Source organism: Azospirillum sp. P4_B5 (assembly GCF_056402275.1).
In genome coordinates this window covers 1-14,856 of sequence record NZ_JBFUHT010000013.1, presented here as the reverse complement: position 1 = coordinate 14,856, position 14,856 = coordinate 1, and the positions used below count along the sequence as shown (strand labels likewise).

The window sequence follows — 14,856 nt, the reverse complement described above, 5'->3', positions numbered from 1 at the left end:
CTCAGCCCGGCGGCGGGCTGTCGGCGGCGGCCGGAACGGTCGAGGCGGGGGCGTTCAGCGCCACCCGCCCGACGCCTGGGATCTTGACCGCGAGATCGAAGGGATCGACCCCGAAGGTCATTCCCAGCAGGTTCACCTCGAACCCCTCCTCCTTGGCCAGGAGCAGGCCGGCGAGGCCGAACAGGCTGACCTGCCAACCGGTGCCGCTGGGCGCACGCGCGATCAGGCCGGTGCCCAGATAGTCCTTGCCCAGCGCTGTGGAGGGCAGGTCGAGCCGCAGATCCGGCACTGCCCGCCCCACCCAGGCGGCGAAGGTGTTGCTGTTGGGGCCGGGCCAGATGCGGTATTCCCCGGCGTAGGGGTAGCTCCGGGCGGCCTCGGCGATCTTGGGGATGGCGGCCTCGGCGGCGGGGCCGCGCAGTTCGGCCAGCACCGCGGGGGCGGAGCCGAACCAGCGCCCATCGGGGTCGCGGTTGCTGACCGCCACCGCCGGCAGGCCGCGGTAGACCCGCCAGCCGACCACTTCATAGACGGTGTAGGCCGATGCCCCCGCCGGCTTCACCGCGAACCATGGGTGCGTGCCGAAGGCGCCGCGCCAGGACAGGGCGCGGGCGGCGTAGACCTGCACCACCGCCTCCGGTGTCGTGGCGGGTTCGGGGGCGAGGCCGACGGGCTTGCGGTCCGCCCGGCTCCAGTCCACGCCCAGCGTCGCCGTTCCCGACGCGATCACGAAGGCCGGACCGGCCAGCAGCAGGACCAGTGTCATTAAAATTACCAGGATGCTGGCCGACATTCTTTTCCGCACCGCTCCCTCTCGCCTGATGAGCCGTTTCCCAGATAGGCTGTCATCGCCCCGCCCGCCACCGATGTTGTACGTTGAGGACCATCCGGTTGGTTCATCACCGAATGGTTCATCGAAGGAGCGCACCGATGCCCGTCGCCGACCTCACTGACCTTCTGGACCGCATCACCCGGCAGGCGCCGACCCGCGCCGCGACGATGGAGGTCGCCCGTGCGCTTGGCTGGACCACGGGGCCGAGCCGCAAGGGGTGGAAGGTGGTCCAGCCCACCGGCTATGTCGGCGGCATGGTCGTCCCGCCCAGCGCCGACACTGCCGCCGCGGAGGCGTGGTTCGACCCGGAGGGGACGGAACGCGGCCTCGCCGGTCCCAACGCGGAGTTTCCGCCCTATCTGACCAGCCTGGACACCGCCCTGTCCGCCGTCCCCGCGGCGGAGCGCTCGATTGCCCTGCGAACCGCGCTGGACCGCCACCGGGCATGGCAGGAGGAGTCCGGGCGGGACGACGCGGCGCTCGTCCGCCTGCCCGCCTTCGTCATCGCGGCGTGGCTGTCCGTGAAACCGGCGGCATGACGGACGTCACTCCGCCGCTCCGCTCTCCTTGCGGGAGCTGTTCATGGCCTGGGCGGCGGCGAACCCGATAACCCGGTTGGCGGCGTCCGGATCGTCCACCCGCACCACCACGCCGCGCCCGACCAGGTGGATGCCGTGAGCCTGGAAGGCCCGGATCAGGCGGTGATAGGCCTCGCGCCGAATGACGAACTGCTCGTTGGGCTTGGTGATGAACTTGACGCCGATGATGGCCGCGTCGTCCTCCACCCGCCGCACCCCCTGCGACTTCAGCGGCTCGATGAAGCTCGGCCCCATCTCCGGGTCGGCGGACAGCTCCTTGCCGACCTCCTTCACCAGCTTCTTGACCAACCCCATGTCGGTTTCCGGCGGAACGCGGAACTCCAGCCGCATCAACGCCCAATCGCGGCTGTAGTTGGTCAGCGCCTTGATCTGGCCGAAGGGCAGCGTGTGCACCGCGCCGCGGTGATGGCGAAGCTTCAGCGAGCGCAGGGAGATGCCCTCCACCGTGCCACGCAGCTGCCCGACCTCCACATAGTCGCCCATGTGGAAGGCGTCCTCCAGCAGGAAGAAGACGCCGGCCAGGATGTCGGCGATGGTCGACTGCGCGCCGAGACCGATGGCGATGCCGACCACCCCCGCCCCGGCCAGCAACGGCCCGATCTCGATGCCCAGCGAGGACAGCACGATCATGACCAGGATGACGACCAGGACGACCTGAAGGAACTTCCGCAGCAGCGGCAGCAAGGTCGCCAGCCTTTGCCCGCGGGAGGAAACGCCATCGTGCCGCGCGCCCTCCAGAGCGCGGTCGATGGCCCGCACCACCATCGTCCAAGCGACGTAGCCCAGCAGAAGCACGACCGTCACATTGAACAGCAGCCGCAGGACGATGCCGATCCCTCCGGAGGCCTGCTCCACCCGGAACCCCCAGATGGCCGCGGTGGCGAAGACCCCGACGACGAACAGGGCCGACCACAGCGCCCGCATCACCCGCGCCACCGCGGCCTTCCCCGCCGCCGTCTCCTCTCCCCGGTAGAAGCGCGCGAGCGGGCGCTGGGCCATCAGGGCGATGGTCGGCACCGCCAGCGCAACCACCAAGCTGGCGAGCATCCGAGGCCCGGTCGCCGGTTCCAGCCGCACCGCGGCCGCCGCGACGACCAGCCACAAGGCGACCAGATAGACCGAGGCCGCCACAGCCCACAGCCCCAACGTGGGGTGGTCCTTCGCCTCGATGCCCAGCGGATGGGCGACGGCCCGCGCCACCGCCGTGCGCCCGCGCCACACGCGGAAGAGCAGATAGAGGAAGGGCACGGTGCTCAGCGGCAGGCCGATGGCGACGATGGCGTTTCCGGCGACCCCCAGCGCCAGCAGAAGATCGACCAGCCCGAGCACCGTCGCGGCCAGTGTCACGGTGATCACGCCCGTGTGGTGCAGGGCGCGCGCGTCCGCGTCCTCCAGCGGGATCAGGCGCAGCGCCGTGCGCCCCGGCGCGCAGAGGAATCGGATCAGCCGATCGCTTAGAAGCACGGTCATAGCCGCCTGGAGCACCGCCAGCAGAACCGCCGGAGCCGCGGGATGCGGCGGGCGCACGATCGCATAGACCACCAGTACCCCGACCGCGAAGGCACCCACCGGAACCAGCCCGAGCACGAAGCGCAGCGCGCCCGTCAGCAGCGGCGCCCCGCCTTCCGACTCCAGCTTCCGAAGCGGCTCCGCCAGGACCCGCCTGGTCAGCAGCAACGCCACCGTTCCCGCCGTGAAGAGGATCAGCAGGCCGCGGAGCAGGCGCAACGGGTGCACCGCCGCCTCCCGCCCGTTGGGACGCGCGAAGGCGTCCGACAGGATGGAGGGAAGCTGCGGATAAGTGGCGGCGACCGCCTCAAGCCGTGCCGCATACACTTCCAGCGCGGTCGCCGTTCCGCCTGCCGTGGGGGTTTGCACATCCGGTGTCTGCCCCAATGCGCTTCCAGACGGCAGACCGAACAGCAGGGCCGCGAGAAGCAAAGTGGCGAGCAGCGGAAGGGCCGTCCTACGGAGACGGGAGCGGCACCTCCCCGGATCGTCTTCCATTGGGGCCATCCAGCCGGAGTGCGACGGAGCGGCGGCCCATTGGGTTGATAAGGCCACGCCCATGGCTTTGGACGCTCGTCCTCCCCCCTGCCATGAGGCCAGTACGTTACGGTTGCCTACCGGGCCGAGCGGCGCCCGGAGCGCGTGGGGCTCTTCTCTCTTGCGTGCAGCGTATGTTGCAGAGGACGTATGTTACGGTAAGACGACGGTTCGTGACCTGCCTTCACGAGCGGACTTCCTCAATCGTTCCTAAAATGCCCGGATTCAGTCAACGGTCATTCAGTCAACGGTCATAAGGAACCGCCGCATGCGCCTGTTATCCATCGCGCCCCTTGGGCTTCACGCCGCCACGTTGATCGCGACGCTGGCCATCGCGACCCCCGCGCAGGCCCAGTTCGGCCTGTTTCTCGGTGGGCGCGGCGGGGTGGATCTGACGGACGAGGATTGGGACCTGTTCCGCAAGGCGCTCGCCGACGCCCTGACCCCTATGGAGGCGGGACGACGCACCGAATGGAACAACCCGAAGACCGGGGTGCGCGGCGATGTGGTCGTGGAGAAGGTCCACGAGCGCGACGGTGCCCCCTGCGGGGACGTTCAGGCCAATTTCATCCGGCGGACCGTCCAACCCTACAGGCTGACCTTCTGCAAGATGGCCAACGGGCGATGGGCGATCGCGCCCTGATGGGCATTCTTTCTCGTCAGAACCCGGTTTCGCGGATCAGCACGGCCAGCGCGGTGCGCCAGAAGCGGTCGGCCAGACTGCGCGCCTCGCCGTCCACGCGGGCCACGCCGCGCATCTGGTGGGCGGGTCCCGCCTGCGTCCGGTCCAGCGGCGCCAGGGTCACCCGATAGACGGCCTCCACCGGCTTCAGGTTGGAACGCGCGGCCTCGGCGTTCGTCCGCCCCATCGACGGTCCGGTCTGGCTCTCCACCGCGATCGGGCCGCCATGGATCGAGGCCAGGGCGGGAACGTCCAGCCCCTTCACGCCGACACGGTCCACCGCCGTCACCCGCGCCTCCATGCGGGGGCGCAGCGGGTCGTCGGCGTGGAACACCGCACCGGCTCCCACCATGACGCGCGTAAGGTCGTTCTCGGCCACATAGCCGACCAGTTCCCCCCTGCCGTCGGCCACGATCTGGCCCAGCGCCAGAGACGGCCCCACCCAGCGGCCGGGACGCAGCGCGTCGGCCACATCCACCACCGTTCCGGCGATGGGCGCGCGAATCTCCAGCCGCGCCAGACTGTCGAGCAGGCCCTGCCGGTCGGCCAGCCCGGCGGCCAAGTCCTCCTCCATCACGCGCACCCGATCCAGCCCGTCGCGCGCGGCCAGCATGCGGTCGATGCGGTCCTGGGCCAGCGCGATGCGCAGCTCCGACTGCTCCAGCTTGCTCGTCAGTTCCGGCGCTTCCAGGCGGAACAGCAGGTCGCCCGCCGCCACGCGCCGGCCGGGCTGGACCAGCACCTCGACGATGCGCGACGGAGCCGGGGCGAACAGGGTTGAGAAGCCCTCCGCCCGCCACACCGACGGCACGGCGATGGTGCCGGTGACCGGCACGAAAGCCAGCCAGACCAGCGCGGTCAAGCCGCCCAGGGTCATCAGGAGGTTCCGGTTGGGCCGCAGGCTGCCCCGCCGTTCCCACCATTCCTTCACTTCGTTGACCAGGGGGCGAAGGATGAACCAGCCGACTTCCACCGCGAACAGCACAATTCCCAGCACCTTGATGAAAACGTGATAGACCAGCACCGCGATGCCGATGAACAGCACCAGCCGGTAGACCCAGGTGGCGAAGGCGTAGGCCAGCATCACCCGGTGCAGCCACGGATCGAACCGCTCCGGCATCTCGTCGCCCAGCCCGAACAGCCATTCCCGCAGCCGCCAGCGGGCCAGGGCGAAGGCGCGGTCCTGCAGGTTCGGCACGTCCAGCGCGTCGGCCAGCAGGTAATAGCCGTCGAAGCGCATGAAGGGGCTGAGGTTGATGGTCAGGGTCGTCACCCAGCTCACCGTCGCCACGAAGAAGGCGGCGCTGCGCAACGGCCCGTCGGGCAGGAAGCTCCAGGCCAGCGTGGCGAAGGCGGCCAGAGCCAGCTCCGTCAGTATGCCCGCCGCGGCGATGTGCAGCCGGGCGCGGCGGGAGACGAGCCGCCACGCGTCGCTGGTGTCGGTGTAGAGCACCGGCCACATCACCAGGAAGGCCGCCCCCATGGTCGGCACGCGGCAGCCGAAGCGTTTCGCGGTGTAGGCGTGCCCCAGCTCGTGCAGAGTCTTCGTCACCAGCAGGGTCAGGCCGTAGAGCGCCATGCCCTCCAGCGTGAAGAAGTGCAGGAAGGTGTGGGCGAAGCTGTCCCATTGGCGCATCGCCAGGATGAGACCCAAAACCCCCGCGCCGATCACCGTCCACAACCAGCCCCGGCTGTAGAAGGGCGCCACGTAACGCACCGTGGCGTTCAGGAAGGCGTCGGGCCGGACCAGCGGGATGCGGAAGAACAGGTAGTTGTGCAGCAGCCACATCCACCAGGACGTTCGCCGCGCCGCGGTCTGCTTCGCCAGGAAATCGACGTCGGCGCCCTGGGTCAGGTTGCTGCCGGCCAGGAACTTATAGAGGCCGACGACATCCTCCGCCTCCGGCTCCAGGACCGTTTCGGCGGCCACCGCGCCGGCAATGGCGCGGGGCGATCCGTGATGCCAGCGGGCGATCACCTCGAAGGCGCCGTGGCCGATGCGGAAATAGCGGTTGCGCACCGGATCGTGGATCGTCCAGCAGGGCGACCCGTCCACCGCCGGCGGGGCCGGCAGCAGTTGCAGCTCCTCGCGCAGCGGCGGCAGCCGCACGCTGTCCAGCGGATCCACCGGCGTGACCGCCGCCGTCGCCGCCGCCGTCCCCGTCGTCATGCCGATGGCGGCGGCGCCCATGGCTCAGAGCCCTACGGTCTGGCGCAGCGCCGCCAAAGGGCGGCGGAACAGGTAGAAGGCCAGCGGCACCCGCTCGCCCTGGATCTTGGCGGTGCCGCGCAGCCCGATGCGCGGCGTCGGCTGGTCCGGCGCCAGATCGGCACGGACGCGGTAGGCCAGGATGCCGCCCGGGGTCAGCCCCGGTTCATAACTGGCGTGGGACACCGTGGCGCGCAGCGGACGCAGCGGATCGACGTTCAAATAGAGGCTGACCTCGGCTCCCTCCTGGAGCACGATCGCGTCGTTGACCGGCACATGCACATCCACCTCCGCAACCTGCGGATCGGCCAGCGTCAGGATGCGCTCGCCCACCGCCACCGGCTTGCCCAGCCAGTCGTTGGCGTCGGTGAAGACGGCGATGCCCGTCCGCTCCGCCTTCACGGTGACGCGGTCCATCAGGTCGCGGGCGAAATCCATCTCCGCCCGGCGCAACTCCACCTGGGTCTTCAACTGGGCGATGCGCGCCTTGCTCAGCGGATCGGTAAAGGCCCCCTGGGAGGCGGTCAGCAGCTCCGCCTCCGCCGAGGCAAGCGCCTTGCGCGCGACCTCCAGGCGGCTTTTCAGAACCGTCGCTTCGAAGGTGAACAGCGGCTGGCCGGTGGTCACCGGCTCGTTCGGCTGAACATGGAAGCGTTCGATCACGCCTTCCAGCGGCGCGCTGACGATCAGCGGGTCGCGCGGCGCCACCTCCGCCGGGGCCAGCGTCGATTGCGGCACCGGGATGGCCAGGACCGCCGCCAGGGCCGCCACCACCGCCAGCGCCCACACCCCCTTGCGCGCCCGAGCACCCGACCGGCGTCCGGCCTGGGTCAGCGCCCACCAGGCGTGCCCATAGCCGCCGGAGAGTTGCGCGAGCAGCACCTTCTCCCCATCCGTCCACGCGTCGTCACGGGCGAGCCACAACACCGCCGTGACGGTGCCGTCCGGCTCCGGCAAGGGCACCCACAGCGCCTGCGCCGGTCCCCACTGCCCCCAGTCGCGGGCCAGCGGCGGCGGCACCTCCGTGGGGGCGACGCCGTGCAGGTTGCGCGCCTCCGCCCCCGCGGCGATGGCCGACGCCGCGCCCTCCAGCCAGCGGGTGAAGGGAGCGTCGCGTTCGGGGACGGCGACGTTGGACACGGCTTCCAGCCGTGCCTTGCCCGACGGCGCGACGGTCAGGAAGACCGCCTGCTGGTAGGCGATCATCCGCCGCGTCTGGTTCACCATGAGGAAGCGCAGCGCTTCCGGGTTCTGAGCCTGCCGGGCCTCCTGCTGCAGGTTCAGGAGGAGCAGAAGGCTGTTCAGCGGGTTGGCCGCTTCCATCCGGACGGATGTGACGTCATCGGGCACCTTTGGCCTCCTCCGACGGGGCGAAGCGGGCGGTTCCGCTCATGCCGGCGACAAGGTTCGGGGCGTTGCCCTGCTTGTCGGCGAGCAGCTTGCCCGTCACCTTCAACGATTGGCTGACCGGGTCGACGCGGGCACCGACCAGGGCCACCTCCCCGTCCAGAACCTCGCCCGTCTCGTCGATGCGCAGCTCAAACCGCTGGCCGGGTTTCAGCCAAACCAGCCAGGAGGACGGGACGATCAGTTCCACCCGCAGATCGCGGTCGGAGAGGACTTCCAGCAGAGCCGTGCCGGCGGGCACCGACTCATGCTCGCGGATCCGCTGCTCCACCACCTTGCCGTCGAAGGGCGCCTTCACGTCGCAGCGGCGGACCTCAATCTCCGCCTTGCGCAGATCGGCGCGGGCGGCCTCGGCCTTGACCTCGGCCATCTCGACCTCGGCCCCGCCGATGGACTTCAGCTGCTCCAGCCGGCGGCTCTGCCGCACCGTGACGTCGGCGGCGCGCAGGTTGGCGCGGGCCGCATCGACCGCCGCCTGATAATGGCTGCAATCGAAGGCGATGAGCGTCTGCCCCGCCTTGAAGGACTGGCCCGCCTCCACGGTGATCCGCCCGATGCGACCGGCGATCTCGCTGGACAGGACGGCGTGCTGCCGCGCCTCGATCAGCGCGCGCACCCCGCCTTCGGGGGCCGGCGCCGGGTCGGCGGCGGCAAGCGGCAGAGGAAGCAGCGCGATAGACAGCGCTGCAAGGAAGCGTGAGGGGCGAAAGCGGCACATCATGGCAGAGATTTTCTGCACCCTTTACTCCGGAAGCGCAACGATCCAGGATCTATGAGCGGTCCTGTACGCTTATTTGTTTCAGCACCGGCGCACCGGCACAGCCGAAAGGGGGCAACGCCGCTGCGCCGCCCCGTCGGCATCAACGCGCCGAGGCACGCCCCATCGGGGTCAGCGCGCTCAGCGGAACCGAGTAGACCTTGGCCGGCTCCGCCCGGGTGGACGGGCTGTAGGACACCGTCATCGGAGCGGTCATGGAGGAAGCCGGTTGCTGCGGCAGTTCGGCCACCGTCACGCGCTCCGGCACGGCGGCCTTGCGCTCCGCCGGTTCCTCGCCGCGCGCGGCGACCGGGACGGTCTTCGGTTCATCCTTCGGCTCGGCCGCCTTTTCAACCGGGGCATTCTCCCCTGGAGCCTTCTCCGACGTCGTGGCGGCGGGAACCAGAAGATCCTGGAGGCGCGCCGTGCCGCCGGCCTTCTGCTGCCAAGCGCCCAGCCCGTCGGACACGGCCTGACGCAGGGTCGCGAGATCCTGGGACGGGACGGCCTCCGGCATCGGATCGACGCCCGCCGACACCATGACGCGGGCGTAGGCGTTCTGCAGGTCGGCGTAGACGAGATCGCGCCGCAGGTCGGAGACGAGTTCCGATACCTCGGCCTGGATGACGCTCATGTCGCCCTGCTGGCCGACCGTGCTGCTGTTGACGTACTGCTGTCGGATGCGACGGTCGATCGACGCCTGATCGGCGTTGAGCGAGAACTCCTGCGACAGCTCGCGGAACTGCACCATCGCCACCCGCACCTGGCTCAGCACCGCCACACTGAGCGCCTGACGGCGGAAAGCGACCAGCTCTTCCTGAGCCTTGGAGAAGGCGTGGGTGTCCGGCGCCGAGGCCAGGGACAGGATGTTCCACGACACCCGCGCCCCGTAATCGGCCCAGCGCTGGTTCAGCAGGAAGCTGTTGCTGTCGAAATGCAGGCCGGCGTTCAGGTCGATGCCCGGCAGCAGCTTCAGCAGGGCGCGGTGCGTCTCGTCGGCGGTGATGCGGGCGTTGTAGGACTCCTCCAGCAGCTCCGGACGGTTCAGGAGCGCGTAGGTTTCCAGGGATTCGACCGACGCCGTGATTGCCGGCACGTCCTTGCCGGTGACGTCCGGCGGCATCTGGATGGTGAAGTTCTCACCCGGCGGAAGCCCCATCAGCGCGCCGAGCTGCGACTTGGCGGCCACCAGTTCGCGCCGCAGCGTCTGGAGCTGGCGCAGGGTGTCGACCAGCGCGCGCTGGTAGGACAGGGTCTGCAGCGGGGCCTGGACGCGCTGGGCCTCCAGGGCGTTGGCGTTCTTGCGTGCCGCCTCGATGCGCTTTTCCAGCGGCTCAATCCGCTTCAGCAGCCGCTCCGCCGCGACCGCGCGCCAATAGGAGGTGCGCACGTCCTGCAGGATGCCCTGGACGACGCGGCGGCGGCGCTCGTCGGCGATCAGGACGAGGTTGGAGTTCTGGCGGGCGCGCAGGTAGCTGACACCGAAATCGAGAATGTTCCAGGTGAAGCCCAGGTCGGCGGTCCGGCGGTGCCGGTCCGTGGCCGTGGTGCTTTCACCCGTGCGACGGCCGGTGGCGAGGTTGAGGCTTTCCGACCCGGATTCGTTGTTGCGCCCGGTGTAGCCGGCCCCCGCCACGAGGCGCGGCAGCATGTCGAACCGCGACAGGTCGAGCTGCTGGTTGGCGACCGCCATCTCCATCAGCTTCACGCGTTCGTCGAGGTTGTACTTGATGGCCCGCGCCATCGCCTCATGCATCGACACCGGGCCGTTGATCGGCTCCTGCGGTGCCATGATGACCGACATGTCCTCACGCAGGCGGGACACGTTCTCATCATCGCTCAGAGGTTTCGGGCTGACGGAACATCCGCTGGCAAGCAGGGCTGCAGCAACCAGGGCGAAGGACGCGCGGGCCTTGTGGCCCCGCGGCCGGAGGGAGGAGGGGAACCGGGTCATTCTCGTCGGCAATCCATTTGGAAAGAAAAGCTTAAGCGGGGAAGAAGGCTGCGGGGGCATGGGCGACGCTAGGCCGCCCGGCTTCCCGGAGGGACATGGGAGGTGAGCGCGGCGAGCAACGCCGCGCTCTGGGCGTCAGCGGCGCCATGGATCTGAGCCACCTGCCGGGAGAAGGCAGGGCGAGCCAGCGGAGATCCGTCGAGGTCGGCGCGCGGTCCAGAAACCTGCCCCGAACCATCCGCGCCGGCCGGAGCATTTTCCGGATCGCCGCCCGCCGGTGCATCGCCGGCCGGCGGCTGCCCTTGCCCCTGAGGCTGACCCTGCGGTCCACCCTGGCCCGCGGGCCGGTTGGCCGGCGCGTTCTCGATCGTGGAACCGGGCCCCGACTGGCCGCCGGGCCGGTTGCCCGGTGCGCCACTGAGCCCGCCGGGAGCGGAGCCGGGGCCGCCGGGAGCCGTGCCGCCGCCCGGCGTGCCGCTGGACGTCGTTCCGGGCGTGCCGACCGGGCCGCCAACGCCGCCGTTCAAGCCGCCATTGCCCGTCCCGGTGCCGGTCGTCGTGCCCCCAGCCGCGGGACCACCTGTCGCCGGTCCTCCCGTGCCGAGGCCCGCACCCGGTCCAGCGCCCGCCGGGGCTCCACCGAACGAACCGCCACCGATGCCCCCCCCCAGACCACCATTGCCCAGACCACCGCTGCCCAGCCCGCCACCGGCCAAGCCGCTGCCGCCGCTGACGACGCCGCTCAACCCGGATCCACCGGACCCGCCGGCGCCGCCCCCCAGAACCCCGCTGGACGAACTCGCCGTGCCGCCGCTGGAGGGGGCACCGCCCATGGCGGAGATCGTGATCGAGCGCCCGGCATCGCTGCTGGACGAGTTGCCGAGGTTGCCGATGGTGATCGAGCGTCCGGCGTCCGTGCTGCTGTTCCCGTTCCCGTTCCCGTTCCCGTTTCCGATCGACGAACTGGTGATGACGCGGCCCGCGTCGCTGCTCATCTGCAGGCTGGGCAGGGTCGGCGCTGTGCCCAGCGTCGGCCCGACGGTCTGCGTCGTCCCGGTACCGGCGGCCGTCCCGACCGCGGAGTTGGACGAGGACGCCGCCGTCGTCGTGTTCCCAGTGGAGGCCGCTGCCGCCACGACCGGCGGCGGCGGTGGCGGAGCCACCGTGTAGGTGGTCGTGCCGGCGTTGCCGGTGTTGCCCACCGCATCGCTCGCCTTGGCCGCGATCACGTAGCTGCCGACGCTCAGGTCGGCGGCCAGGGCCAGTTGCCAAACGCCCGCCGCGCTGGCCCGCGCCGTGCCGACCGCCTGCCCGTTGACCGTCACGCTGACCAAGCTGTTCGCCTCGGCGATTCCCTGCACGATCGGCGTGCTGCCGGCGGTGGTGTTCAGCGCCACGGTCGGGGCGACCGGCGGCGTGGTGTCGATGGTCAGGGTGGTGACCGCCGACAGGCTGCTGACGTTGCCGGCCTTGTCGGTGGCCTGCACCTGAAGGCTGTGCGTGCCGTCGGCCAGCGCCGCCGTGAACTGGAAGGTCCAGGCACCGTTGGCGTCGGCGAGTGCCGTTCCGGCAATCTTGCCGTCGACCAGCAGGTTCACCGTGCTGCCGGCTTCCGTCGTCCCGGCGAGGGACGGCGCGGCAATGCCCGAAATCCGTTCTCCCGCCGCGCCGGCGACAGTGGCGCTGGTCACCGACGGAGCGGGCGCCACCGGCACCGCGGTGTCGATCACCACGGACAGCGCGTCCGACGGGTCGCTGACGATGCCGAACCGGTTGGTCGCCGTGGTCGTGATGCTGTGCGTCCCGTCGGTCAGAGGCGTCTGGAGGCGATGGACCCAGAAGCCGTTCTCGTCGGCCACGGTGGTTCCCACCGCCTTGCCGTCCACCAGCACGGTCACCGTGGCGTTCGCCTCGGCGGTGCCGGACAGCGTCGGCCTCGTCACGTTGGTCAGCCGGTCCGTCGCCGACGCGCCGGAGTCGGACAGGCCGCTCAGCGCGGTCCCGACCGGCTTCGCCGGAATCGGGGTGTCGATGCGCACCTGGCTGGTGTCGCCGATGCCCGCCAGCGCGGTCACCAACGGCCCCTGGGCGAGGTCCGTGACGACCGAACCGTTCAACGCCAGCCCGAGGACGGAAATGCCCTGCGGCGCCCGGTCGCCGACCGGAACGACATAGTCGAACCGCAGCAGCGTGCCGGTGCTGCCCGCCGCGTTGTAGGAGGCGTTCCGGATGTCGCTGCCCACCGCCAGTTCCAGAACCGGATTGCCGCCGTTGATGACGACCGTCTCGCTGAGTTGGACGAAGAAGCTGACCGTCTCGCCGGGGAGATAGGTCCGCGCCGCGGGAGGCGTGACGCTGACCACCGACGGCGGCGTGCGGTCCACCGACACGCTGCGCGTCGCCTGGTTCGGGTTGCCCGCCGCGTCGGTGAGGCTGGCGGTGACGGTGTAGTTGGCACCGTCGGTCAGGGCCAGCAGGTCGGTGGACGGGACGGTCAGGCTCCAGCGGTTGTTGGTCACCGTGGTGCTGTAGGTCTTGCCGTTCAGCGTCACCGTGACCGTCTGGCCGTCCTCGACACCGTTGGTGACGCCCGACACCGTCTGCCCGACGGCGCTGTCCGACGCGTTCAGCACATTGTCGCCCGCCACGGTGGCGATGGCGAGGATCGGCGGGGTGCGGTCGACCGAGACGCTGCGCGTTGCCTGGACCGCGGCGTTGCCCGCCACGTCCGCCAGGTCGGCGGTGATGGCATAGGTGCCGCCGTCCATCAGCCCCAGCAGGTCGGTGGAGGGGATGGCAAGGCTCCAGGCGTTGTTGGTCACCGTCGCGCTGTAGGTCTTGCCGTTCAGCGTCACGGTGACCGTCTGGCCGTCCTCGACACCCGTGGTGGTGCCGGCCACCGTCTGGGGCACGCCGCTTTCCGCCGCGTTCAGCACATTGTCGCCGCTCACCGTGGTGATGGCGACGGTCGGCGCCGCGCGGTCGAAGGTGACGGTCCGGACCGCGGAATCGGCGCTTTCCATCCCGGCGATGACCTGACGGACGGTGAAGTCGACCGCACCGCTGAGGCCGGAGACGTCGACCCCGCTGAAGCTGAAGGCGCCCGACGCGTCGGCGGTGGTCGTCGCCACGAGCGAGCCGTTGGCGTAGAGCCGCACCGTCGTGTTGGCGTTGGCGTTGGCGCCGCTGCCGTCGAAGGTGACGCTGCTCGCCTTGGTGATGTTGTCCGAGTTGCTGTTGCCCGTGTCCGACGCGGGCGCGAGGGTCACGGCGCTTCCCAGGGCAGCCGGGGTGATCGAGAGGCTGGCCGTGTCCGTCGCCGCGGAGAAGGCGGAGACCCCGCCACCGCCCGCGGTCGCCATCTTGCTCCCGGCGGTGCCGCTGGTCTGGTCCCAGGCACGGAACGTGATCGCCGCGTTGAGAATGCCCGCGTTCGCGCCCGTTGGCTGGTAGTAGAGCCGGTCCGTCGTGCGCAGCAGCAGCGCGTTTCCGCTGTCGTTCACCGTGCCGACCGCGCTCCAGGTGGTGCCGCCGTCGGTGCTGTAGAACCAGGTGCCGCCTTCCGACGTGTCCACGCCGACCAGTGCGATGCCCGTGACGGCGCCGCTGTCCACATCCGATACGTTCGTGCCGAACGCCACCAGGGACGACACGGTAACGCCGACGGCACCGTTCGGCGCGCCTGCGGCCTGGGCGACGCTGGGCAGTGTGAGGACGGTGTCGGTCAGCACCGGGGCATCGTTCACCGCGGTCACGGCGATCCCCGCTGTCGCGCTGGCAACGCTGAACTGTCCGCCGGCCCCCTGTCCACCGTTCGCGGTGGTGTCGTTGCCGACCGTGGTGCCCGCCGTGCCGGTGGTCTGATCCCACGCCTTGAAGGTGATGCCGTTGGCGACCGGCCCGTTGTAATCGGCGTTCGGCACGAAGCGCACACGGTCGGTGCTGGCGAGCAGCAGGGCCGACGCACCAGAGACGCCGGTTATGGTGGTCCAGGTTCCGGCCCCGGTCTTGTACTCCCAAGTGCCGTTGCTGCTGTCGATCGCGGTGATCGCGATGCCAAGCACGTTGCCATCGGCGTCGGTGGCCGAACCGGCGGAGGCCAGGATGGCCGCCACGCTGTCGCCGTTGTTGCCGGTGGCGTCCTCGTCGATGGCGGTCAGGCTGCGCGCGTCCGTGCTCAGCACCGGCGCGCTGTTGAGGATCGCCGTGTAGGCGGAGGTTGCCGTCGGCGTGCCGCCGCGGCCGTCGTTGGCGGTCACCACGACACGCAGGTACTTGTGGGCGTCCGAGGTGGTCAGCGTGTAGCTGGCGCTGGTCGCCCCGCTGATCGAGGCGGCGTTGGTGCCGTTGCTGTCGTCGGCCCGGTACCA

Annotated in this window: 9 protein-coding genes; 2 read left to right on the top strand and 7 right to left on the bottom strand. The window is 70.3% G+C overall.

Annotation, left to right across the window (positions count from 1 at the left end; all coding sequences use genetic code 11):
- Position 1 precedes the first annotated feature (1 nt).
- Complete coding sequence (locus tag AC1DVI_RS12870) at positions 2-793, bottom strand: DUF3750 domain-containing protein (RefSeq protein ID WP_476958298.1); 792 nt, start codon at positions 791-793, stop codon at positions 2-4.
- Between the two features lie 137 nt (positions 794-930).
- On the opposite strand from AC1DVI_RS12870, the gene AC1DVI_RS12865 reads away from it, so the two are divergent.
- The gene (locus AC1DVI_RS12865; RefSeq protein WP_476958297.1) at positions 931-1,371 is read left to right on the top strand and encodes a hypothetical protein; all 441 of its coding nucleotides are present in this window, start codon (positions 931-933) and stop codon (positions 1,369-1,371) included.
- A gap of 6 nt (positions 1,372-1,377) precedes the next feature.
- On the opposite strand, the gene AC1DVI_RS12860 is transcribed toward AC1DVI_RS12865, so the two are convergent.
- Complete coding sequence (locus AC1DVI_RS12860) at positions 1,378-3,309, bottom strand: mechanosensitive ion channel family protein (RefSeq protein WP_476958296.1); 1,932 nt, start codon at positions 3,307-3,309, stop codon at positions 1,378-1,380.
- Positions 3,310-3,745: 436 nt separating this feature from the next.
- Here AC1DVI_RS12860 and AC1DVI_RS12855 point away from each other — a divergent pair, with 436 nt between their 5' ends.
- A complete protein-coding gene (locus AC1DVI_RS12855; protein WP_476958295.1) occupies positions 3,746-4,120 on the top strand; it encodes an RT0821/Lpp0805 family surface protein in 375 nt (124 codons plus the stop codon).
- Positions 4,121-4,136: 16 nt separating this feature from the next.
- Here the strand turns inward: AC1DVI_RS12855 and AC1DVI_RS12850 are convergent, their stop codons facing one another.
- The 5 genes from AC1DVI_RS12850 to AC1DVI_RS12830 form a co-directional block, all read right to left on the bottom strand.
- Entirely contained in the window at positions 4,137-6,350 is a 2,214-nt protein-coding gene (locus AC1DVI_RS12850; RefSeq protein ID WP_476958294.1) for a site-2 protease family protein, read from the bottom strand.
- Between the two features lie 3 nt (positions 6,351-6,353).
- Positions 6,354-7,718, bottom strand: coding sequence for an efflux RND transporter periplasmic adaptor subunit (locus AC1DVI_RS12845; protein ID WP_476958293.1), 1,365 nt, complete (start codon positions 7,716-7,718; stop codon positions 6,354-6,356).
- A complete protein-coding gene (locus AC1DVI_RS12840) occupies positions 7,708-8,496 on the bottom strand; it encodes an efflux RND transporter periplasmic adaptor subunit (RefSeq protein ID WP_476958292.1) in 789 nt (262 codons plus the stop codon). Before AC1DVI_RS12840 ends, AC1DVI_RS12845 begins: the two co-directional genes overlap by 11 nt.
- Before the next feature lie 139 nt (positions 8,497-8,635).
- Positions 8,636-10,357 carry a TolC family protein gene (locus AC1DVI_RS12835; RefSeq protein ID WP_476958291.1) on the bottom strand — a complete coding sequence of 574 codons (1,722 nt, stop codon included), beginning with the start codon at positions 10,355-10,357 and terminating at the stop codon, positions 8,636-8,638.
- Positions 10,358-10,554: 197 nt separating this feature from the next.
- A partial coding sequence (locus tag AC1DVI_RS12830; protein WP_476958290.1) for a beta strand repeat-containing protein occupies positions 10,555-14,856 on the bottom strand: 4,302 nt, incomplete at its 5' end.